The following is a 23,998-nucleotide window of genomic DNA, read 5'->3' as shown; positions in this document are numbered from 1 at the left end:
TGACTGAAGCTTAAAGCGAGAAGTTGATTCCCAGTACCAGACTCCGGGCTGGGCTGTATGAATTACTGGTAACGCCGGAGAAATTCTGCTGAACGTTCATCCCCTTCCGACGCGACAAAAACAGCAGGTTTTCGCCCGTCACGTACACCTGCGCCCGTTGCAGAAACGCCCGTTTTGCCAGTACAGCCGGTATCGTATACGACAGGGTGACGTTCCGAATGGTCATGTAACTGGCATCGATCAGCCAGCGATCCGATGCACCGTCGAAATCCGACGTGCGGGCGGCATCCATCCGGGGTACGTTCGTTACATCCCCTGGATTCCGCCAACGGTTCAGAATGTCAACGTGTTTGGCGCTACCATAGCCACCGGCACTCATCAGCGCAGCATACGCGGCATCGTAAATTTTGCCGCCTACCTGGTAAACAGCCAACACCGACAACGACAGCCCTTTGTAGCGGAACGTGTTGGTAATACCACCCGACACAGCCGGGATCGACGTACCGGCATACCGGTAGCGCGCATTGTTGAGACTCGTCGTCAGGGTGTCGCCCGCTTCCGTGATGCGGGAGTTCGACGCTACGTAGTTGGTGGCCCGGTACTGCGCTTCGCCCGTTGCTGGATTGACACCCTGGTACTCGCGCAGCCAGTAGTCATAAATGGAATGACCGACGGCCAGCTTCTTCGTACCGTCGATGATTTCAGGCGTTTCGTCGGGCATCTTCGTGATCTGATTCCGCAGACTGGTTGCGTTCAGATCAATTCGCCAGGTAAAATTATTGGTCCGAACGGGTTCAAGCCCCAATTCGATTTCAACACCCCGGTTATACATCGTACCAATGTTCCGCGTAACCGTCGTAATCCCGCCCGATAACGGCAGCGGTACCGCAAAGATCAGATTCGACGAACGACGGTCGAAGTATTCCAGCGTACCCGTCACCCGGTTGCCAAACAAACCAAACTCCAGCCCTACGTCAAACGCATTGCTCGACTCCCATTCCAGATTGGCGTTGCCCAGACTGGCCTGAAGAATACCCGCTTCCGAGGCATTGTTCCAGTTCAGGTCGTAGCGGGGCCGCCACGCGTAGTAGCTGATTGCCGCACCATCGGCCGTATTACCGCCCCCATCGTTCCCGGTTTGGCCGTACGACGACCGCAGTTTGAGCAGGTTGACCGCCGGGATCGACCGGATAAAGTTTTCCTGATCGATACGCCAGGCACCGCTGATCGAATAGAAGTTACCCCAGCGGGTCTCGCGGGAGAATTTGCTGGAACCGTCACGCCGGGCCGATACCGAGAAGATATACCGCTGATCGTAGTCGTAATTGAACCGCGACAGGAAGCCCTCCACCCGACGAATGTTGGCTACCGATGCCAGATTGGTTGTGTTGGTGAAATTGATCAGCTCGTAATTGTCTGATACGACCTGCTGCGAGCGCGATCCTTCCAGATTGTTATCGCGCACCTGAAAGTTTTCGTGACCCAGCAAGGCTTCGATATTGTGCTTGCCGAACGAGTGGCCGTAATTGAGTAGCTGGTTCAGGTTATAGCTGGCAATTGTCTGGAATTCATGCGTTGCCCGGCCAGCCGGCGCACCATCCCCGACAACCGGGTTTCCGTAGGTGAATCCGTTGTAGTTGGTAATATCCGTACCGATGTTCGCCGTGAAGCGAAAGTCTTTCAGGAACGTAACTTCGCCATAGCCCCGTGCACTCAGCACATTCCGACGAAATAAGTTCTGGTTCAGGGTCGTCTCGCCCAGTGAGTGCCGCCCGCCAAAGGCCGGCCGAGCCGGTAAGCCCAGGGCGGTCAGATTCCCCAAATCCCAGATGCGATCGCCGTTAGCGTCGGTCAGAAAGGAACCAGGACTGTTTGGGTCGTAGGCGTACACCGGATAGATGGGCCCGATGTTACGGGAAAAATAGAACGGGTTAACGAACGACGTGCTCCCACCGGCATCGGCCTGATTCGACTTGGTAAGGGTAGCCGCCAGGTTAGCCCCGGCCCGGAACCACGGCTTCATCTGCGAATTGATGTTCATCCGGCCCGTAATCCGATCGTAATCGGAGCGCAGCAGGTAGCCGTTGTCTTTCAGGTACGCGAGCGAGAAAAAATAATCCGATTTTCCCTGTCCACCGGCAAAACTCACGTTCAGTTCATCGCGGTTTCCCTGCCGCATCAGTGGCCGCTCCCAGTTCAGATCGTCAGGTGAGTAGAGCAGCTGTGCGTTGGGATTTAGTTGTCCGTTTACGTCGACAAGCTGATTATCCGGTACGTTATATACGTTGTAACCCGTCAGGCTGACAAGCCGGTTGGTTGCGTCTGCGTTGGCCGTTGCCAGGGCAACCGGATTGGTTAGCCGATACGCGATGCTGTTTCGGTACGTTTCCCACATCAGCGGGTAATACTCGGCCGGTCCCACGCGGTCGTATTCGGGCAAACCACGCGTGCTGATACCTTTGGTGTACCGGACATCGATGGTATTACGATCTTTTACCCCCTTTTTGGTCGTAATGGCCACAACGCCATTGGCCGCCCGCGATCCGTACAACGCCGTCGATGCCGCGTCCTTCAGCACCGAAATGTTTTCGATATCGTTGGGGTTGAGGTTGGCAATGCTGCCTGAGTACGGGATACCATCGACCACATACAACGGATCGTTCCCCGACGAGATGGAGCCGAACCCGCGAATGCGAATATCGGGCCCGCTACCCGGCTGCCCACTGCCTGCCGTTGTCTGAACGCCCGGTACTGCACCGGAAAGCGCCTGCGTGACGTTTGTCGTAATCCGGTCGCTGATTCGGCTTGCATCCAGCGTTCCGGCCGAACCGGTGAAGCTGGCCCGCTTGGCCACCCCAAACGGAACAACCACCTCGTCAAGCTGCGTAGCGTTGGTTTCCAGCTTCACCGCGATAGTTGACTGATTACCAACGGTTATTTCCTGCGTCGTGTAGCCAATAAAGCTGAATACCAGCCGGGCACCCGATGCCGCATTGACCCGAAAATTACCGTCTGCATCGGTTGTCGTACCGCGCGTCGTTCCTTTCACTTGTACACTCACACCCGGTATGCCAGATCCGTCGTCGGCAGCCGTGACCCGGCCGCTGATGCCGTTGTTCTGCGCCCATCCGGACAAGCACAGGACAAGGGTTAGCAACCAGCTCAGCAATAGAACTTTTTTCATACAGTTAGCCAATAAAGTGCTTTAATCCTACTTTAATCAAGCGCCAAAAGTACTAGATGAGACTATATCTCAGAATATTATTTCGAATAAATTTCTCACATCGAACTATTTCATATATAAAGTTCTAATACGTCGATTTTATTAATTTACCAATCAATTTAATTTTTCCGTTATTATAGCCGTGCTTCCCTGTAAACAATGCATTGTCTATCAGCTCAATAGTCCATTTAACTAAAAATCCCCGGTGACATCGTGTTCGACTGCCACCGGGGATCATATTTTCTGCGTCTAACGGTATCTAGTCAGCCAGCACGGCGTCGTCTACGTCTTTCTCAACCCGTAGGTTGTCGATGATAAAGCGTTGCCGATCGGGCGTGTTCTTACCCATGTAATAGCTGAGCAGTTTGGCGACCGACGTTTCCTGTTCTACGATTACCGGTTCCAGCCGCATGTCTTCACCGATAAACAAGCCAAACTCCTCCGGCGAAATCTCCCCGAGTCCTTTGAAACGGGTAATCTCGATTTTCTTGCCACCCTTCGTCAGCTTGTTCATCGCCGTCTGCTTTTCCTCTTCCGAGTAACAATACGTCGTTTCTTTGTGGTTGCGCGGGTTCCGAACGCGAAACAAGGGTGTTTCGAGAATATACAGGTGGCCGTTCCGCACCAGATCCGGGAAAAACTGGAGGAAGAACGTCAGCATCAGCAACCGAATGTGCATGCCGTCTACGTCCGCATCCGTCGCGATTACAATCCGGTTGTAACGGAGTCCGTCCAGCCCCTCTTCAATGTCGAGCGCATGCTGCAACAGGTTAAACTCCTCATTTTCATACACGACCTTTTTGGTCAGACCGAAGCAGTTCAGCGGTTTACCGCGCAGACTGAATACGGCCTGCGTCTGCACATTCCGGGATTTGGTGATCGACCCGCTCGCCGAATCACCTTCGGTAATGAACAGTGTCGACTGGTACCGGTCTTCCGCTTTCAGGTCGGGCAAGTGGTTCCGACAGTCGCGCAGTTTTTTATTATGCAGACTTGCCTTCTTCGCCCGATCATTGGCCAGCTTCTTGATACCCGCTAGTTCTTTCCGCTCCCGCTCCGACTGTTCGATGCGCTTACGCAGGGCATCGCGCACGGTGGGGTTCATATGCAGGAAATTGTCCAGCCGTTCTTTGACAAAATCTTTTACAAATGAGTTGACCGACTGCGCGTTGGGCTCCGGCGACATATTGACCGAGCCCAGCTTTGTCTTCGTCTGCGACTCGAACACCGGTTCCTGTACCCGGATGCTGACGGCCGCAATAATGCTCGATCGAACGTCGGCAACGTCGTAGTTTTTGTCGAAGTGCTTCCGCACCGTATCGACAATGGCTTCGCGCAGGGCCTGCAAGTGCGTACCGCCCTGGGTGGTATACTGCCCGTTTACAAACGAATAGTATTCTTCGCCATACGCATTGCCGTGGGTCATGGCAATTTCCAGATCATTGCCCTTCAGGTGAATGATCGGGTAACGCAGCGATTCTTCATCTTTTTTGGTTTTATCGCGCAGCAGGTCGAGCAGGCCGTTCTGCGATACGTACTTCTGCTTGTTGAACGAGATGGTTAGTCCGGCGTTCAGGTAGCAGTAATTCCAGATCATGTTTTCCAGGTACTGGGGAATGAAATGGAAGTTTTTAAAGACGGTATCGTCGGGCTCGAAGGAGATCAGCGTACCGTTACGCTCATTGGTCACCTCATCGCCCTGATTGACGAGTTCACCCCGCTTGAATTCGGCCCAGACTGTACGGCCATCCCGAAACGCCTGTACCCGAAAATAGGAAGACAAGGCATTGACGGCCTTCGTACCAACGCCGTTCAGCCCAACTGATTTCTGAAAAGCGCCGGAGTCATACTTACCTCCGGTGTTGATTTTCGATACAACCTCGACCACCTTACCGAGCGGAATCCCCCGGCCGTAGTCGCGCACATCGACGCGGTGGTCGCTAACCCGAATGTCAATGGTTTTACCAAAGCCCATCACATACTCGTCGATGCAGTTGTCGACGGTTTCCTTTAGCAATACGTATATGCCATCGTCAGCGGCAGAGCCATCGCCCAGTTTACCGATATACATGCCCGGCCGAAGCCGAATGTGCTCCCGCCAGTCGAGAGAGCGGATACTGTCTTCGTTGTATTGTACGGGCTGATTTGCCGTTCCAGTCATTTCAACTATATTTGTAGTAGTAAGACATATTCTCTGTGAGACCGTAAGCGTCATTTCACTGCACATCGGAAAAGTCATACCCTGCCGAAGCAGAGGACCAACGGCCCGTAGCTTAAGAAATCATTTACAATCCAACAAAAGTTCGTTTACTTTGCCGACCAAACTATGAAACGTACTAAGCGTTCAACTGTGTCGTTAGAATCAGGCGATTTCGTACACGAAACGCGCTGCTTTCGGCATCTTAAAAATATGCAAAAAACGCGAAATTACCTCATCTCTCCGGTAAACTTTTTCTCCTCCGTTACAGCGTCATTCCGCCCTCGTTTAGTGCCTGCTCTTGTCCTGGCAGGCGGCCTGCTCTCCGGGCTGACGAGTATGGCACAGGTAACGCCCGGTACGACTAGTAGTGGCGCTTCGCCGAGCAGTGGCGCAACAGCTCCCGCCAGCGGTAATACAGGCTTACCCGCCAATATCAACCCCAACTCGCTGCCCCCGGCCGTACGCCAGCAGATCCAGCGGGCCGGTGGTCAGGCACCCGGCACCAACGTCAATACAGGGCGTACCAATGCCCAAACGACCAACAATGGTGTAGGCCAGGACGCACGCACGGTCGACGGCATACAACAGGGGGCGAACACGCCAGCCGACACGAACGGGGTTCAAACCCAAAAAGATCAAATCGAAAACGGTTACGAAGCTGCTCGCATTCGGGAACGCAACGAGATCCGTCGGAAGCTGTTCGGTAGCGCGCTCTTCTCCGATCCGGCCATGGCCACGACCTTCCAGCCGAATATGTCGATGGCTACGCCCCGCAACTACATCGTCGGGCCTGGCGATCAACTCAACATTCAGCTATACGGTTATTCAGAAGCTGACTTCACGCAGAAAGTATCGCCCGAAGGCTACGTTTACTTCCGGCAAAGCACGGGTATTGGTCCCGTCTTTATATCCGGTCTGAGCATCGAACAGGCCAAAGCCCGGATTGTTAGTCGACTATCCAGCAAATTTGTAGGTCTAAAGGCATCCTCCTACGGTCCGCAGAATACTTTTTTGGAAGTATCTCTCGGCAGCATCCGTAGCATCCGCGTAACGGTAACAGGCGATGCCGTTCGCCCCGGAACATACTCCCTGTCGTCGCTATCGACGGTTATGAACGCCATTTATCAGGCAGGTGGTCCCAGCGAACTGGGTTCGTTCCGGCGCGTACAGCTGATTCGGAACAACCGGGTAGCGGCCACACTGGACCTGTACGATTACCTGCTCAATGGTACGCAGCGCAACGACCTGCGCCTACAGGATAACGACAACATCCGGTTTGAGCCGTATATCGAGCGTGTTGAGATTCAGGGAACGGTTAAGCGCAACAACATCTTCGAGATGCTACCCAACGAGTCACTGGACCGACTGCTGTTCTACGCGGGCGGCTTTGCGGCCAACGCCTACAAAGGTCGCGTCAAAGTGCAGCGGCTAACCGACCGGGAACGGAAAGTGATCGACGTTACGCCGACTGAATTCAAGACGTTTGAGATGCAGGATGGCGATTTGGTTACGGTAGAACAACTGCTGGATCGCTTCGAAAACCAGGTAACGATTGAAGGCGCTGTATTCCGCCCCGGTCAGTACTCGCTGGATGACAATAAGACGCTGAAACAACTGATCGCGTCGGCGGAGAATCTGAAAGGAGATGCATTCACCGGCCGCGTAACAATTATTCGCACCCGCGAAGACCTGGCTATCGAGAATATCACCGTTAACCTGGCCAACATTCTGACCGGCGCAGACCCCGACGTAGCGTTGCAGCGTGAAGATCAGATCATCATTCCGTCGCGCTTCGATCTGGCCGAACAAGCTAATGTTACCGTGCAGGGCGAGGTAAATAAACCAGCCGAAATGCCATTCATGGCAAACATGACCCTTGACGACGCCCTAGTCCGGGCGGGTGGTCTGAAGGAATCGGCAGCGGCTTCGCAGGTTGAAGTCGTTCGTCGGAAGAAAGACGTTGATCCCAAATCAGCCTCCGCTGCGGTAGCCGACGTATTCCGTTTCAACGTCAACCGCGACCTAACGATTGCCAACGACCAGAACCGGTTTGTACTGGAGCCATACGATCAGATAATCATCCGGCGCTCGCCCAACTACCTGGTGCAGACATACGCCAACGTCGAGGGCGAAGTCATTCAACCCGGCTCGTATGCTATTCTGCGCAAAGACCAGAAGATTTCGGATATGGTTCAGTTGGCCGGTGGTCTGACACCGCAGGCCTACGTAGAAGGTGCCACGCTGGTGCGGCAGGTACGCCTGAGCCCAGACGAAATATCCCGTCAGCGGCAGTCTATCCAGGAGCTGTCCGACACGGATCGTAAGTCTGTCGTGCAAGTACAGGCTCCATCGGCGGAACGGCCCGAATCGATCGGTATCAACCTGAAGCGCATCATGGATCGGCCGGGTTCATCAGAAGACATTCTGATACAGGAAGGCGACATTCTGCGCATTCCGAAACTGCTGGAAACGGTACGTATCGATGGTGAAGTTTTGCTGCCTAATACCGTCAAATACCGCCCGGGTCAGACGTTCCAGGATTACATCGCTAACGCCGGTGGCTTCACCGAGCGGTCACAGCGGAAACGGGCATTCATCGTTTACGCCAACGGCTCGGTCGATCGTACGCGCCGGTTTATGTTCTTCAATGTCTACCCCCGCGTCGAACCCGGTTCTGAAGTTGTCGTACCACGTAAAACCTCAAACCCACTTACGCCCCAGCAACTGCTAAGCACGACGGCGGGTACAATTTCATCGCTGCTATCGGTAATTGGGCTGGTTATTGCCCTGAGCGCAACCGTGAATCGATAAGGCCATTCCTTCTATGAACGCATCAAATCTGACTCCGAACGATCCGAACGTCATGGTCTCGCGGCCGATCCCGCCTGATCAGATTTCGCCGAAATCGGTCGTATTACGCTTGTTTAGGCTGAAGAACGTTATTCAGCGAAACTGGCTCCTTCTGTTGGCACTCGTCGGTACCGGAGCCGTTATTGGTTTCATTTACGATCAATTTAACCAGAAGGCCCCCGTTTACACCGCTACGATGACATTCAACCTCGGCGGGGGCAGTAGTTCCAGTTCATTCGGCGGTGATCTGGGCGCATTGGCCGGTGCTTTTGGTATTGGTCAGGGTGCTCCGGATGCCAACATCTTCGTTGGTGAGAACTTCCTGGTGTACGCTAAGTCACGTCCTGTCATTGAAAAGACGCTGATGAAAACCGTCAAAATCGACGGAAAAGACACGCTGCTGGTAAACTACTACATTCGGCATAGTGGCATCCGCGACAAAGAATGGGAGAAGAGCGATACACTACGGTCATTTTACTTCCCACGCGCGAAGCAACCCAGCGAGTACACCAAACTGGAGCGGATCGCCATGTCGCAGATTTACGGCCGGATGAAGGCAGAAGTCGGGGTTGTACAACCCGAGCGCAAGTCATCGTTCATGGAATTGCGTTGCGGGATGGAAGATGAAATGCTGGCAGCCAGCTTTATCGAGCATCATCTTGAGACCATTGAAGAGGATTATCGGAGCAAGCAGACAAAAAAAACGCGGGAAATGTATGACCTGCTGACCGCCCGCGCAGACTCAATTGCCCGACTGATGAGTGGCACGGAGAACAAGCTGGCGCGGTACATGGACCAGAACCAGCAGATGGTGGTTGCACAGGGCCAAATGATGCAGAACAAGCTGACTCGCAACTCAACGTTCCTGACGACGATCTACTATCAGGCACTGCAAAATGCGGAAAATATGCGTCTATCCCTGATTCGCGAAGCCCCGCTGTTTACGATCATCGAACCCGTCACGCTCCCGCTTTACCGGGAAGTCATCACGCCGGTCGGGATGCAGATCGGAATTGCGCTGGGATTGATACTGGCACTTATTGTCATATTTTTGCGGGAAACCTATCGCTCCATCATGCAGGAGGGATAGAGCAGGTTTACGGTATTCGGTTTTCTGTTGACAGCCTACTTACAGCGCTTTTACTGAAAACCGAATACTGTACACCGTAAACCATAAACCATTGAAAACACACGAGGTACTTATACAACCCGGCCGGTCGGAACGGCATTACTGGCGTGACCTGTGGCGCAACCGCGAACTGCTGCTGATTCTGTCCATGCGCGACGTCTCGGTTCGCTACAAACAAACCGCGCTGGGTATGGCCTGGGGGCTGATCCGCCCGCTGACAACCATGCTTATCATGGTTTTCGTGTTCAGCATGGTTGCCAAACTGAAAGGTGATCCGGGCGTCCCCTACCCGTTGATGGTGCTTGCCGGCATCACGATCTGGACGTTCTTCTCGACGGCCTTCACCCAGATCAGCAACAGCGTCACGCTGAACTCAAACCTCGTTACCAAGGTCTATTTCCCTCGGCTGTTGATGCCATTGAGTTCAATTGCGGTTAGCTTCCTGGACTTTCTGGTGTCGCTGGGCCTGTTTATTCTGCTGGCGATCTGGTATCGGTTCCTACCTGACTGGCACTTGCTGTTCGTCCCTTTCTTCGTATTGCTAGCGGTGCTGGCTGCGTTTGCCTTCGGTCTGTTTTTTGCAGTCATAAACGTAAAATTCCGTGACATCGGGCAGTTGATCCCCTTCATCGTTCAGATCGGCTTTTACGTCTGTCCAATCGCTTATACGAGTCAGCTGCTGGCGGATAAATGGTGGTATTCAATTTACATCCTGAACCCGATGGTTGGTATCATCGACGGTTTCCGGTGGTCGCTGCTGGGCGGTAAAACCTATTTCAATCCGCAAAGTCTGCTGGCGTCAGTCGCGCTGACGGGTGTTTGTCTGATTTTGTCAGTATACTTCTTCCGCAAACGCGAAAACACGTTTGTAGACGATATTTAACGTAACGAGTATGTCGGTCATTACGGTCGAAAATATAAGCAAGCACTACATCATCGACCACCAGAAGGGTAAGGGCGTCAATACCCTGCGCGATGTGGTGAGCGAGAACTTCCGGCAGCTGTTCGGCAACAAGAAAAATCAGGTAACGACGACCCACGAAGAATTCTGGGCCTTGCGCGACGTGAGCTTTTCGGTCGAACAGGGCGATCGGGTCGGGATCGTTGGGCACAACGGTGCCGGTAAATCGACGCTGCTCAAAATTCTGAGCAAGATTATCGAGCCGACGAGCGGATCGGTTCGTATCCGGGGCCGGGTAGCGTCGCTGCTTGAAGTCGGTACGGGCTTCCACCCCGAACTGACCGGTCGGGAAAACATCTTCCTGAACGGTTCGCTGCTGGGTATGAGCCGGAGCGAAATACGGAAACAGTTCGACGAAATCGTTGCCTTCGCAGGCGTTGAGAAATTTCTCGACACACCCGTCAAGCGGTATTCGTCGGGGATGTACGTCCGGCTGGGGTTTGCCATTTCGGCCCACCTCGACCCTGAAATCATGATCGTCGATGAAGTGCTGGCCGTGGGCGACGCTGAGTTCCAGAAGAAGAGTCTGGGGAAGATGCGCGACAACTCGGCAAGTGGTCGTACAATCCTGTTCGTCAGTCACAACCTGACGGCGGTTCAGGCGCTTTGCAACAAGTCGCTATACTTTGAAAAGGGACAGCTGCTGGAGCAGGGTGAAACCAACCAGGTTATTGCTACCTACCTCAGCAAGGTTTCGCGGACGCGACTGCTGCGCGAGTGGGACACGCCCGAACAAGCACCCGGTAATGATCTGGTTCGGGTGAAACGCATCGAGCTGATTCCGGAGTATCAGGATGAACTGACACACATCGACGTTCGGACGCCCATGAAGTTCCGGTTTGAGTTCTGGAACATGATGGACTCGGCGAACCTGAATCTGTCGATGCACCTCAACTCACTGACGGGCGAATGTATTTTTAACGTCGGTACCAAATCACAGCCGTATGGACCGGGCGTCATTGCGGGGGAATGCACCATTCCCGGCTACTTCCTCAACGATGGCTCGTACACGATCTCCGTCATGATCGTCAAGGACACGGTAACGCCCTTGTTCACGATGGAAGAAAGCCTGACGTTCGACGTGGAAGATTACCGCGAAGGGATCGCCTGGTACGGAAAGTGGCCGGGCTACGTTCGTCCGCAGTTCCCGTTTCACATCGGCATGCTCGAAGAAGCCGTAAAATAAGTTCAGGGTTTTGGGTCTCAGTGTACGGTTAGCTGGCCTTCCCGCTCCCCGTTTTTTAACCGCCCCGAAACTGATCGCCTGTTTATGATTAACGTTACCAAATCGTATCTGCCCGACTTCGACGAATACACCGCCTTGTTGAAAGGAGTCTGGGATCGGGTGCATCTGACCAACGACGGGCCGCTGTTGCAGGAGTTGGAAAGTAAAATGAAGGCGTATCTGGGCGTGAAGCACCTGCTGATCTGCTCCAACGGTACGATTGTGCTACAGATGGCTCTCAAGGCTATGAATATAACGAAAGAGGTCATTACAACGCCTTTTTCGTACGTCGCAACGACCAACGTGCTGCTGTGGGAAGGTTGCACACCCGTCTACGCCGACATTCGGCCGGACGATTTCTGTCTCGACGCCGACAAAATTGAGCCGTTGATTACCGAGAATACGCAGGCAATCATGGCCACGCACGTATATGGTAACCCTTGTCATATCGAAGCGATTCAGGCCGTTGCGGATAAGTACAAGCTGAAAGTCATCTATGATGCGGCTCATACCTTCGGTGCCCGCTACAACGGGCAGGCTATTCTGAACTACGGTGATGTCAGTACCTGTAGCTTTCACGCAACCAAGGTTTTTCACAGTGTCGAGGGCGGCTGTATCGTCACGGACGATGACGACCTGGCGCTGACGCTCCGACGGTACCGCTCGTTTGGTCACCGCAACGATGATTATTACAGCATGGGTATCAACGCTAAAAACTCGGAGCTGCACGCAGCCATGGGTTTGTGCGTACTGCCCAAAGTTGACGAGTTGATTGCCGCCCGGAAACAGGTATTCGACTGGTACGACGCCCGACTTAACTTCGATAAGATCACCCGTCCTACATTGACCCCCGGTGTCGAATACAACTACGCCTACTACCCGGTTGTATTCAAGTCGGAAGAGACACTGCTACGGGTCGTTGACGCGCTGAAAGCAGCGGGCATCACACCACGGCGGTATTTTTACCCATCCCTGAATACCTTACCTTTCGCAGTACCACCCGGCGCTGGCGTAGCGCAGCGCTGCCCGGTATCCGAATCCGTGTCGCTACGCGTCTTGGCGCTTCCGCTGTATCCCGATCTGCCGGAAACAGACGTTGACCGTATATCCACCCTTGTAAACGACCATGTCTAGTCTTCTGAACAGCCTACTGCTCAGCGGCCTTACCGATACTGCCGGGCTCTTACCCAAACTTGCCGGGCTCGTCTTCTTTCTGATTTATACAGCGCATCTGGCCAGCCGGATCGCGCGCCCGTCGTTAAGCGAATGGTGGCTAACGACATTTCTGCTGGGTGCCGGTAGCGTTATCCTGACCGGCTTCGTTCTCTCGGCCCTGTACCTGACCGCGAATACCTTAGCCTGGGGACTGGGCGTTTTTGTAACAGCTACGGTCGTAGGTGGACTGCTTCACTGGCTGTCAGGGCGGCCCGCTGCCTTCTCCGTTCCGGCGCTCCTAGCTGACCGGCGTAAGGTGGGTACCGACTGGTTTTACGCCCTACCACCTTACCTGAACATCATTTTTTCGGTGCTACTGCTCACGCTGGGCGTCATTGCCGTTACGAATCTGTTGCTGGTGCTGTTCACCGTACCGAACGAATGGGATAGTATGACGGGCCACCTGAACCGGGTCATGCAGTACATTCAGCGGGGTACAATGCGGCACTTCGGCGGTACCAACTGGAACATCGACACCTATCCCAAAAGTGTTTGTACGCTTCAGATTTACGGTTTCCTGATGACGAACCGGTTTGAAAACGGGTTCAAGTTCATTCATCATCTCAGCTACTGGACGGCTATTGTGTCGGTATTCGGTATCGTGCAGCGCATTAGTCAGCTTACTACCGGCAAGGCGAATTTAACAGCTGGTTTTTTCTGCGCGCTGGTGTATGCGCTGGTGCCCGACTTTCTGATGCAGGCCATCACTACAGAGACGGATATTGTGCTGACGGCCTACCTGAGCGTTGTCATCTACATGCTCTTTACGTACCGGCAAACGCGCGACAACCGGTATCTGTACATGGCTGGTATGGCGTTCGGCATGGCGTTCGGCCACAAGATTACGTTTGCGCTGCTGCTGCCGTCGGTGTTTGTCATTATGATCTACACCGTTTTTTTGTCGGACTCGCTGGCCATTACGGTTGGTCGGACACTGCGGCTGGCGGGAGCAATCGTCGTTGGCGTAGGCTTATGGACGTTGCCAACCGGCTATCTGAAAAACATCGAGGTATTCGGGCATCCCATTGGTCCCCCCACCGCCCTGAAGCATCAATCGGTTGAGCGGGCGGGTTCACTGAAAAACCTGCTGGAGCAGGGTAGCCGCAACCTGGTTCGCTACAGTTATGACCACGTCAATCTCGACGGTCTGCGTAACCTGCCAACGGGGAATCGTCTGAACCACTTCATGCGTGAACCGCTGGTTTGGCTGGAAGACAAGCTACACATGCGACTCGACGAAGAAACCGACTTTTCGATTCAGCCATTCGCCTTTGATCGTCGGTTCGTATTCTTCAACGCGAATCCATACTGGGGCATTTTTGGCTTCGGGCTGATGCTTCCGCTGCTGATCCTGTCGCTTATTCGCTGGCTCAAGCTTACTCCTCGTCTCATCGACGACCCGTATGTTTATTTGGCGATTGCCGTGTTGCTACACTTCGTAACCCTCTCCTACTCGGCACCGTACGATCCGTTTAAAGGGCGCTATTTCATCGAAACCGGCATGCTGTGTGCGCCGTTTGCCGGACTCCTGTTCTTGAGTCCAAGGTTGATCTTCGCCAGATCAGGCCATTTCCTGGGCAAGATTTACGTGGGCATGGTGGTGGGGCTGGGGTGCCTGTCGGCCGTATTGTGCGTGTTTTTAAACATCCGTGCCCTACCGCTGGCCTGGCGGGCTCCCGATGGTGTTGCCTATCCATCGGCGTTCGCATCTGACCGTATTCATCAGATGACGCTTGGCCGACCCGACATTTACGTTCCATACGAACGCTTCAATCAGTTGGTACCCGATACAGCAACGGTAGCCCTCGGTACGATCAACGACGACTACGAGTATCCCCTGTACGGCCCTCATCTTTCCCGCCGGCTGATAACGATCAATCCGTTCGAGCAGGGCGTACAACCGATTCCTAAAAACGCAGATTATTTATTCTTCGCCAAAAGCGTTATCACCCCCAAACCGGGCGATCTCCGGCTGGGTACCGACACGACAATGCGGAAAACCGTCATCGTTCCCGGCGAAGACTATTACCTGCGCAAGCTGAAATAACGGACGGTATTCGGTTTACGGTATACGGTTTTCAGACTGTGACCGTATGACGAGAGATAACCGAGTACTGAGAACCGTAAACCGAATACTGAAAACCGTATACCGACTATGACTCTTGCCATCATGCAGCCTTATCTTCTACCGTACATTGGCTACATGCAGCTGATGGGCGCGGTCGACACGTTTGTGCTGTACGATGATGTTGCCTTTATCAACCGGGGCTGGATCAACCGGAACAAGCTGCTTATCAACGGGCAGGAACACCTGTTTACGGTACCCCTGAAAGACGCCAGCCAGAATAAACGGATCAATGAGGTACACCTGGCCGACGATCCGAAATGGCGGAGTAAGCTGTTGAAAACTATCGAGCAGGGCTACCGGAAAGCGCCACTGTACCCAGTGGTCATGCCCCTGACCGAAAAAATCATCAACTTTACCACCGACTCGATCGCCGAGATGATCTACCATAGTCTGGTCGAGCTGAATGGCTATCTGGGGCTAACGCCTAAACTGGTCGCGTCGTCGTCGATCTATGAAAACGAACACCTGAAAGCGCAGGACCGGATTCTGGACATCTGCCGGCAGGAAGGCGCTACGCGCTACATCAATCCGATTGGTGGTATGGCGCTTTACGACAAAGAGCGCTTTGCCGAGGCAGGTATCACGCTGAATTTTATCCAGTCGGAGCGCGTCGAATATCCGCAGTTTAACCGGGGCGACAGCAGCACGTTCATTCCGTGGCTATCCATCCTCGACGTGATGATGTTCAATGACGTACCAACGATCAGGCAGCTTCTAACACAATATAAACTCGTATAACCGTGAATGATTGAATGATTGAATGAGCGAATACACACTGGCGAACCAATAGCGCGCCAGCCTATTCACTCATTCGCTCATTCAATCATTCAATCATTCAATCATTGACTTATGGCGAAGGTTGTTATTTTCGGGATTATGGACACGGCCGAACTGGCCCATTTTTACCTGACGCACGACTCGGAGCACGAGGTCGTCGCGTTTACGGTAAATCAGGAATATCTGCACGACCAAACCGGCTTCAAGGGGCTGCCACTAGTGGCTTTTGAAGACGTAGAAGCACTCTTCCCCCCGCACGAGTACAAGTTTTTTGCCCCCATGACGGGCAAGGGTATGAACAAGAATCGGGAGCGTATCTACCTGGAAGCCAAAGCAAAAGGCTACGAGTTTATCTCCTATATCAGTTCGAAAGCGACCACGTTCGGTAACGAGATCGGCGAAAACTGCTTCATTCTCGAAGACAATACCATTCAGCCCTTCACGACCATCGGCAACAATGTAGTACTCTGGAGCGGCAACCATATCGGCCACCACGGTCGTATCAATGACCACGTCTTTTTCACCTCACACGTCGTCATGTCGGGCCACTGCACGATTGGTTCGTATTCATTCTTCGGCGTCAACAGTACCATTCGTGACTACCTGACGATCGGCGAAGGAACGCTGGTCGGTATGGCCGCATCGGTCACTAAGAACACGGAAGCCTGGGGCGTTTACGTTGGCAATCCCGCCGAAAAACGGCCGATCCCAAGTTACAAAGCCTATTAAAAGTTAAAAAGTTGTAGCGTCGTAGCGTTGTAAAGTTGCGCTCGCGGTTCCATGCCGGGACTAGCGTAAGCCACACCGGCGGTAGCAACTCTATAACTTTACGACGCTATGACGCCATAACTTTGCACCATACCCTGAAAACGATCTTACTCATCGGCCACGATGCCAACCGGGCAGGCGCGCAACTGGTACTGCTGAACCTGATGCGGCTGCTGCGCGAGCGTGGCTATACCTTACACTTGCTGCTAGGGGAAGGGGGACCGCTGCTCGACGAGTATCGGGCGATCTGTCCCGTAACGCTTTGGCCAGCACAGCCAGCCCACGTTGTTGGTACGATAGCTGATAAAGTGCTGTGGCGAATGGGTATGTGGGATAAGGTCTATCAGCAGCAACGGGCCGAACAGCAGCGACAGATTCGCGCGGAGTTGAACCTCGACAACGTTGATCTGGTCCTGGCCAACACGGTGATGAGCAGCCGCTGGTTCACACAGCTGGCCCTGGCACCCACAGTCCCGGTCGTGACGTTTGTACACGAACTGGATATGTCGGTCAGGATCTACACGGAGCCGACGGAACTGGCTGAGTTACTGGCCCGCACGAATCAGCTACTGGCCGTTTCGAAAGCTACGGCCGACTATTACGTTACGCAGCACGGCTTCGACCCGGCGCGGATCACGCAGTACACCCTGATCGACACACCTACGCTGATGACCAACGTAGCGCAGGCCCGCGACCAAACCGATGTGTACGACGAATTAGGATTGCCGGCCAACGCGCTCATCGTGGGCGGTTGCGGCAATGCCGAGTGGCGTAAGGGCAACGACTTGTTTGTCGCCCTGGCCCGGCAGGTAACGGGTCGAATGCCCGACGTACCTGTTCATTTCGTCTGGGTCGGGATGCCGCAGAGTCAGCTACGGGAAGACCTGTTGCTCGACATTCGCAAGGCCGGTCTGGCGGACCGTGTTCACCTGATCGCCCCCACACCCGACGTGCTTCGCTACATGCAACGTTTCGACGTGTTCCTGCTTTGTTCGCGCGAAGACCCGTATCCGTTGGTCGTATTCGAAGCGGGTTTGAGTGGCGTACCGGTCGTGTGTTTTGCCGGTGCCGGCGGGTCGCCCGAACTGGTCGAGACCGACGGCGGGTTTGTGGTTCCTTACCTCGACCTCGACGCCATGAGCAGCCGCCTTGTTACGCTATTGCAACAGCCTGATCTACGCCAGACGATGGGGAAACGACTGGGCGAGAAAATACGGGAACGGCATCCGGCACAGCAAAGCGTTGACACCCTTGTCGCGCTGTTTACCCAACTAAGCACCCGATGACGCCCGCTCCGCTGTCCCAGCCAACCAGCAACCGACTACTCGCCGGACACATGCCGCAGTTAGACTCACTGCGGACACTGGCCGTATTGCTGGTTGTCGTTTACCACTGGTTTCCAACGGGGCAAGGGATCAATCGGTTGCCCAACGGTACCATTGGGGTCATGGTGTTTTTCGTAATCAGCGGCTTCCTGATCACCCGCATTCTGCTCGGTAACCGGGACCGTATCCGGGCGGGGAAGGCTACACTGGGCCATACGTACCGCAACTTTTTCATCCGCCGGGTACTCCGCATTTTCCCGCTGTATTACCTGGTTATCACCTTTGTCTATGTTTTCTTACCGCAGGCATCCGACATTCGCGCACAGCCTGCGTATTACTACCTGTACGGCTATAATATCCTGCTGCACAAAACGGGTAACTGGGCCGACCTGCTTTCTCCCTTCTGGACCTTAGGCGTTGAAGAACAGCTATATCTGATCTGGCCATGGGTAGTATTGCTGATGCCCCCGCACCGATTTCGCGCCGTTATCATCGGTATGATCGGTATCGGCGTATTATTTCGGGGCTATGGCTATTGGAACGGTGATTTCGATGGCGTGTTGACACCGGCCAGTTTCGACGCCTTCGGTCTGGGCGCACTTTGGGCCTGGTACACTACCGAGCGTCCCACGGCAATTCCTCAATTCCGGCACCTGTTGAGTGGTGCAGCCGCAGTGTCGCTAGTCTTGCTAATCGGTTTGCTGACGTTGCTCCCCGGCGATCATATAGCCGTAGTATTGTGTCAACGCCTGCTGATTTCAATCATCGCACTGTGGTTCGTCGTTGGGGCCAGTCTGGGGTTTTCCGGACCAGGCGGTTCGTTACTCAACAACGGTATATTGCAATACATTGGCCGGATCAGCTATGGTATTTACGTGTTTCACATGCTGGTACCGGGCTATGCCGTACCTTTGCTGCTCCGTATCCTGAATCGGTTGGGTATACACCTGTCGCCGGGCTTCTGGGCGCACCGGCTGATTAGTCTGGCCGTGTTGCTGGTACTCGCATCCGCATCGTGGTACTTGTTTGAAAAGCCCATCAATGGGCTGAAACGCTATTTTTCGTACGGTGACCGGAAACCATCGGCCCAACCCGGCTGAGTAACCTGACGCTGGCTGGTTTCTGGTTCTGCACCTTTGCTGCTTTATGACGCTTGCTTTTACGATTTGCTCCATCAACTATCTGGCCCAGGCCCGTACACTCGGCGATTCCCTGCGCCGAACAAATCCGGACTATCAGTATGTCATTGGACTGGTCGACAAACTGAGCACAGCTAACCTCCCGGCGGATTTGGTGCCCGACTATCCTATGCTGGAAGTCGACAAAATTGGTATTCCGGATTTCCAGGCTATGTGCGATCGGTACGACATTACCGAATTGAATACAGCCGTCAAGCCATTTTTCATCGACTATTTTTACCAGAATCGGCCGGAAGCAACGGCGGTTATTTATTTCGATCCCGACATTATCGTTTTTCAACCGCTGATCGAACTAAATAAGGCGCTGGAAACCAACAGTCTGGTACTGACTCCGCACACCTGCTCCCCCACCCCCGACTGGGAGCGGCCCAACGAGTTGCACCACCTGAACACGGGAATTTTCAACCTTGGGTTTATCGGACTGCGTACTGACCAAACAGCCCGGGCTTTTGTCAACTGGTGGAAAGAGCGGCTGGTATACGAGTGCCGGATCGACCTGTGCGAAGGACTGTTTGTCGATCAGCACTGGGTTAATTTTGCGCCGGCCTACTATCAGAACGTAGCTATCGATAAGTACCTGGGGTATAATGTGGCTTACTGGAATCTGCACGAACGGCAGTTTTCCCAACGGCCGGACGGTACCTGGCTGATTAACAGTACTGACGAACTGCGCTTTTTTCACTACAGCGGTTACAACCCGTTTCGGCCCGACAACATCTCCAAGTACCAGACTCGCTATACTTTTGCGCAGCGGCCCGACGTTAAACCGCTGTTTGACCTGTATTGCCGGGAATTGCTGGCTAACGCCAACGAGCAATACACCAAGTACCCCTGTGTATATATCAAACCACCAACGATTAAACGGTATCAGCGTGTGCGGAAGGCTATTAAATTTCCAATCAATCGCCTGATTGCCTTGTTACAGCAGCGATGACCAATTCTGAATGGACACGCCTACGCACACTCTGGACGTATCGGTTCCATAAATACACCCACATCATTGGCAAGTTCTGGAGCGTCCTGATAAAGACGATCCACCTGCACCAGCTAAAATGGCGGGCGGGCAACCGACCGTTTATAGCCATCATTCTATCGGAGCAGATGGGCGACATAATCGCTTGTGAACCCATTGCTCGCGAAGTCAGGAAATTATACCCGGATGGTTACCTGATCTGGTTTATTCGGAAGCCGTACATCGACCTGGTCAGGTACCATCCCGATCTGGACAATTACTTAATCGAGAAATGCCCCAGCGAACGCGTATGGCTCCTTAAGCTCAACGCATTCGACCACGTTTATAACCTGCACATCTCACACCGTAAGTGCAAGTACTGCCCCGAAGATCCGGTCAACCCAACGGCTGATGCCATCAATTTGACCTTCGATAATTACTACGACCGGGGTGATCTGCTCTACATGTTTTCGCAGGCGGCCGGCTTGCCCGCGCTGACGGCCGAGCCAAAAATGTACATACCGGAGTCGATACGGCAGCGGGTGGCTAATCGGCAGCTACCCGCCGGGCCAATCGTCATTCACTGCGAGTCGAGCCATGTCGCCCGCGACTGGCCCGCCCCGAACTGGAATAAACTCGTCGACTGGCTACTCGATACCTACGACTTTCCCGTAATCGAAATTGGTCTCAAATCGGTTGTTCAGCAAACGAACCCACGTTATGTCGACCTGTGCGGTCAGTTAAGTCTATTGGAGACGGCCGAGGTCATTCGGGGGGCACGGTTGTTTATCGGTATCGATAGTGGACCGGCTCACATGGCCAATGCAATGCACACAACGGGTATTCTGCTCCTCGGCAAACTGTTCGATTTTGTCGACTACATGCCTTACTCCGGCCGCTACAAACGGGGCGAAGGCGTAACGATTTTAAATAATTTTGGTCATCCCTGCGCCGAGCTGCCATACGATTGGGTACAGCAGGCCGTCGCCGAGCAACTAGGCCAGCCAACCATTGTATGAGTAAATCCTTTGCCGTGAGTGCCTGTGTCGTGATTCCGGTCTACAAGCCGGTACTCTCGGCTTACGAACAGATCTCGCTGACGCAGTGCATGAAGGTACTGGGTCATTATCCGGTCTGTTTGGCGGCTCCCCAGGCTCTCGACCTGGCTGCTTATACGTCGCAGTATCCTTCCCTGCGAATCTATCGGTTCGACGATTCGTTTTTTACCAGCATTCAGTCCTACAACCGGCTGATGCTGTCGTCTACCTTCTACCAAGCGTTTGCGGAGTGGGAATACATGCTACTCTACCAGCTGGACGCCTTTGTCTTTCAGGACGAACTGGCCGACTGGTGCCGGCGGGGGTACGACTACATAGGAGCCCCCTGGCTGCGCGATATCGACTTTGTCGGCTGGCGCGATGCCGCCTGGTTTCGAGCCAAGCAGCAGATAGCTACACTGCTACACCTGAAGAAAGCCGACGGCGTGACGCCCCGCGAGATCATCAGTCAGAATGCTGTAGGCAATGGCGGTTTTTCTCTCCGCCGTATTCCGGCGATGCTCCGGGTGCTGCGACGACCTACGAAGCGAATCCACCCCTACGAGCAGCCCACTATCCACCAGTATAATGAAGACGCCTTTTGGGGCATTGAAGTAAATCGGTACTGGCCGCATCTACGCATTCCCCCATACGGTACGGCACTGCATTTCGCCGTTGAATTTTTCCCGCAGCGCGCTGTCGAACGCTATAACCAGGGACGATTGCCGTTCGGTTGCCACGCCTGGGATATTCACGGCACTGACTATTGGCGTACTATTTTCGCTCAGTATGGCTACCAAATTTGATGGTTGTTATACTAAGCCACTACTTTTGTTCTCGATTCTCATCAACTGATTTACTCGCTTTAACTAACTCATGACTCCTTCGGCTCGGCCAACGATCTCGATTGCGCTTTGCACCTACAATGGTGAAGCCTATCTGGCCACTCAGTGGCAAAGCCTGCTGGAGCAGCATGTACTGCCCGACGAAATTGTTGTTTGCGACGATCAGTCAACTGACAACACGGTAGCGCTGTTGAACCGTCTGGCGGCTGATGCACCTTTTCCGGTCCGTATTCTGGTCAACGCGACACGATTAGGATTCAACAAAAACTTCGAGAAAGTACTGAGCGAATGTACCGGTGAACTGATTTTTATCTGCGATCAGGACGACTGCTGGTTCCCGGAGAAAGTCGGGCTTATGACCGATTTTATGGTTAAACACCCAGCAACACAAGTTGCTTTTTGCGACGCCTGGGTAACCGATGCGCAGCTAAAGGGGCGGCAAAGCCGATTCTGGAGCTGGGTTCGATTCGATGAATCGGCGCGGGCGCGCTGGCAATCAGGCAATTCGATGGACGTATTGCTGGATGGCAATCGGGTTATGGGCTGTGCCACGGTTATACGCCGATCAGTGCTGGCAAGCATTCTACCGATTCCCGGCGGTATACCAGGCTACATCTACGATGGCTGGATTGCCTTGGTAGCCGCTGCTCAGGGAACCATCCAATTTGTCGACCAGCCCTTGCAACTCTATCGTACCCACGAGAAGCAGCAGATAGGCGTGGGTAAAGACGAAGACCCTGTAGAACGAATTCGCCTACGTGATCGCTTCATTCGCCAGCGGTCGCTCAAGCTCGCTCCCCTGCGCGAAAAACAGGCAACGTTGGCGACGATCAGCCGACTATTAGCGGAGCGGGTACCGGGTATCACCCCCGGCATGGCGCAGCTTCACCGGCAGCTCGCTCATTTCACGATGCGCAGTTGCCTGCCCCACGATCGGTTACGGCGGTTCCAGCCTGTCATACAAGGACTTCGACAGGGGGACTATAAACGGTACGCCGATGCCTCGGCTAACTGGTACGCTCCTGTTCTGGCGGCTTTGGGCGATATGCTCGAATAGCGTAGTTTTGCGCCCGTGCTCGTAACTATCTGTTTTATACACCAGCTGCCACAAGCGCTGGTTCTGGCCGACAGCTACTGTCGGAACTCGCTCAACGCTGCATCGGATACGCCTGCCGTTGTCATCGGTCTGGCCGATGATCCAGCTCATCTTCCTCAGGACGTTCAATTTCCCTACCCGATTCTGCCGGTTGGTACATTGTTTACGGACAGCGAGCGTCAACAGCTGTCGGATCAGTACACGCCGGTCGAATTTGCAGCAGCCTGCAAACCCCGGTTCCTCACCGCCGTTTTTGCCCGATATCCAACGGTTCAAACGCTGCTTTACGCCGACCCGAACGTACTGTTTCTTCACTCGATACAGCCTATTCTGGATCGTCTTCGTGGTCAGACGCTGCTGCTGACCCCCTACCTGCTCCAGGCACCAGGCGATACGGGACCGGGTAAAGGAGCCTGGCCCGACGAGAAACATTTACAGAACATCGGCTTATACAACGCTGACTTCCTGGCGTTTTCGCGCGCTCCGGAAACCGAACAACTGCTAGCCTGGTGGCAAAGTCGGGCAGAGACACGCGCCTATATCGATTTCTGCAAAGGGCTGTGTACCGATCAGATCTGGCTTATGCACGCGCCTGTTTTCTTCGACGGAATAACCATCGTGCATGATCCAAGCTGGCACGTAGCCCTCTGGAATTTACCACAACGTCCGCTTCGGCAACGGGATTCCACGTGGGAACTGGCCGCTAGCGGGCAACCAGTGCTGTTTGCCAACATGAAAGGGCTGTTCGACCCCGATGAGGGCTTCTTTCCGCATCAGACCCGACTCAATCCGGCAAAACGGTCCGATGTCATGACTTTACTGCGGGATTACCGGCAACAAGTAGCGGCTAAAGAGCCGGCTGCGCTGACTCCCATTCGACCGGCGTACGGCATACAACCTGTTCCGCCCATCGTACGAGGCTGGCGTCGGACGGCAACGACGCTATTGACCGCACTCAACAAACAGATCGATACGATCTATCTACCGGCATTGCCCCGTTGATCGGTTTCTCACCGTCTACACCGATAAACTGACAAACAAACCGTACTTTTACGGGCCATTTTCTAC

At 53.9% G+C, this 23,998-nt stretch carries 17 protein-coding genes; 15 read left to right on the top strand and 2 right to left on the bottom strand.

Annotated features, from left to right (window positions below; translation table 11 throughout):
- Positions 1 to 10: 10 nt before the first annotated feature.
- Together CLV58_RS14325 and CLV58_RS14320 are read right to left on the bottom strand one after the other, a co-directional pair.
- Positions 11 to 3,184: a SusC/RagA family TonB-linked outer membrane protein gene (locus tag CLV58_RS14325; RefSeq protein ID WP_106138513.1), complete on the bottom strand. Its 3,174-nt coding sequence runs from the start codon at positions 3,182 to 3,184 to the stop codon at positions 11 to 13.
- A gap of 298 nt (positions 3,185 to 3,482) precedes the next feature.
- Positions 3,483 to 5,384, bottom strand: a complete 1,902-nt coding sequence (locus CLV58_RS14320; RefSeq protein ID WP_106138512.1) for a DNA topoisomerase IV subunit B — start codon at positions 5,382 to 5,384, stop codon at positions 3,483 to 3,485.
- A gap of 327 nt (positions 5,385 to 5,711) precedes the next feature.
- Here CLV58_RS14320 and CLV58_RS14315 point away from each other — a divergent pair, with 327 nt between their 5' ends.
- From CLV58_RS14315 to CLV58_RS14245, 15 genes are all read left to right on the top strand, one after another.
- Positions 5,712 to 8,234 carry a polysaccharide biosynthesis/export family protein gene (locus CLV58_RS14315; RefSeq protein ID WP_342748914.1) on the top strand — a complete coding sequence of 841 codons (2,523 nt, stop codon included), beginning with the start codon at positions 5,712 to 5,714 and terminating at the stop codon, positions 8,232 to 8,234.
- A gap of 13 nt (positions 8,235 to 8,247) precedes the next feature.
- The gene (locus CLV58_RS14310; RefSeq protein WP_106138510.1) at positions 8,248 to 9,363 is read left to right on the top strand and encodes a hypothetical protein; all 1,116 of its coding nucleotides are present in this window, start codon (positions 8,248 to 8,250) and stop codon (positions 9,361 to 9,363) included.
- A gap of 91 nt (positions 9,364 to 9,454) precedes the next feature.
- Positions 9,455 to 10,285, top strand: coding sequence for an ABC transporter permease (locus CLV58_RS14305; protein ID WP_106138509.1), 831 nt, complete (start codon positions 9,455 to 9,457; stop codon positions 10,283 to 10,285).
- Positions 10,286 to 10,295: 10 nt separating this feature from the next.
- On the top strand, positions 10,296 to 11,549 hold the full coding sequence (locus CLV58_RS14300; protein ID WP_106138508.1) for an ABC transporter ATP-binding protein: 1,254 nt from the start codon (positions 10,296 to 10,298) through the stop codon (positions 11,547 to 11,549).
- A gap of 84 nt (positions 11,550 to 11,633) precedes the next feature.
- Positions 11,634 to 12,722, top strand: coding sequence for a DegT/DnrJ/EryC1/StrS family aminotransferase (locus CLV58_RS14295; RefSeq protein WP_106138507.1), 1,089 nt, complete (start codon positions 11,634 to 11,636; stop codon positions 12,720 to 12,722).
- Entirely contained in the window at positions 12,715 to 14,850 is a 2,136-nt protein-coding gene (locus tag CLV58_RS14290; protein ID WP_106138506.1) for an ArnT family glycosyltransferase, read from the top strand. Before CLV58_RS14295 ends, CLV58_RS14290 begins: the two co-directional genes overlap by 8 nt.
- A 108-nt stretch (positions 14,851 to 14,958) precedes the next feature.
- Positions 14,959 to 15,669, top strand: coding sequence for a WbqC family protein (locus tag CLV58_RS14285; RefSeq protein WP_106138505.1), 711 nt, complete (start codon positions 14,959 to 14,961; stop codon positions 15,667 to 15,669).
- 111 nt (positions 15,670 to 15,780) lie between these two features.
- Positions 15,781 to 16,437 carry an acetyltransferase gene (locus CLV58_RS14280; protein WP_106138504.1) on the top strand — a complete coding sequence of 219 codons (657 nt, stop codon included), beginning with the start codon at positions 15,781 to 15,783 and terminating at the stop codon, positions 16,435 to 16,437.
- Between the two features lie 122 nt (positions 16,438 to 16,559).
- A complete protein-coding gene (locus tag CLV58_RS14275) occupies positions 16,560 to 17,762 on the top strand; it encodes a glycosyltransferase family 4 protein (protein ID WP_245882330.1) in 1,203 nt (400 codons plus the stop codon).
- Positions 17,759 to 18,901 (top strand): acyltransferase family protein, encoded by a 1,143-nt coding sequence (locus tag CLV58_RS14270; RefSeq protein ID WP_245882329.1) that lies wholly within the window; start codon positions 17,759 to 17,761, stop codon positions 18,899 to 18,901. The genes CLV58_RS14275 and CLV58_RS14270 overlap by 4 nt, the downstream gene beginning before the upstream one ends.
- Positions 18,902 to 18,947: 46 nt before the next feature.
- Complete coding sequence (locus CLV58_RS14265; RefSeq protein WP_106138503.1) at positions 18,948 to 19,934, top strand: glycosyltransferase family protein; 987 nt, start codon at positions 18,948 to 18,950, stop codon at positions 19,932 to 19,934.
- Entirely contained in the window at positions 19,931 to 20,971 is a 1,041-nt protein-coding gene (locus CLV58_RS14260) for a glycosyltransferase family 9 protein (RefSeq protein WP_106138502.1), read from the top strand. The genes CLV58_RS14265 and CLV58_RS14260 overlap by 4 nt, the downstream gene beginning before the upstream one ends.
- Positions 20,968 to 21,795: a DUF5672 family protein gene (locus CLV58_RS14255; protein WP_106138501.1), complete on the top strand. Its 828-nt coding sequence runs from the start codon at positions 20,968 to 20,970 to the stop codon at positions 21,793 to 21,795. The genes CLV58_RS14260 and CLV58_RS14255 overlap by 4 nt, the downstream gene beginning before the upstream one ends.
- Before the next feature lie 70 nt (positions 21,796 to 21,865).
- Positions 21,866 to 22,891, top strand: coding sequence for a glycosyltransferase (locus CLV58_RS14250; RefSeq protein ID WP_106138500.1), 1,026 nt, complete (start codon positions 21,866 to 21,868; stop codon positions 22,889 to 22,891).
- Between the two features lie 15 nt (positions 22,892 to 22,906).
- On the top strand, positions 22,907 to 23,932 hold the full coding sequence (locus tag CLV58_RS14245; RefSeq protein ID WP_106138499.1) for a hypothetical protein: 1,026 nt from the start codon (positions 22,907 to 22,909) through the stop codon (positions 23,930 to 23,932).
- Positions 23,933 to 23,998 lie beyond the last annotated feature (66 nt).

The organism is Spirosoma oryzae (assembly GCF_003002825.1).
In the GTDB taxonomy this organism is placed as follows: domain Bacteria; phylum Bacteroidota; class Bacteroidia; order Cytophagales; family Spirosomataceae; genus Spirosoma; species Spirosoma oryzae.
The sequence above is the reverse complement of the archived record's forward strand: the minus strand, read 5'-3'. Positions and strand labels throughout refer to the sequence as shown.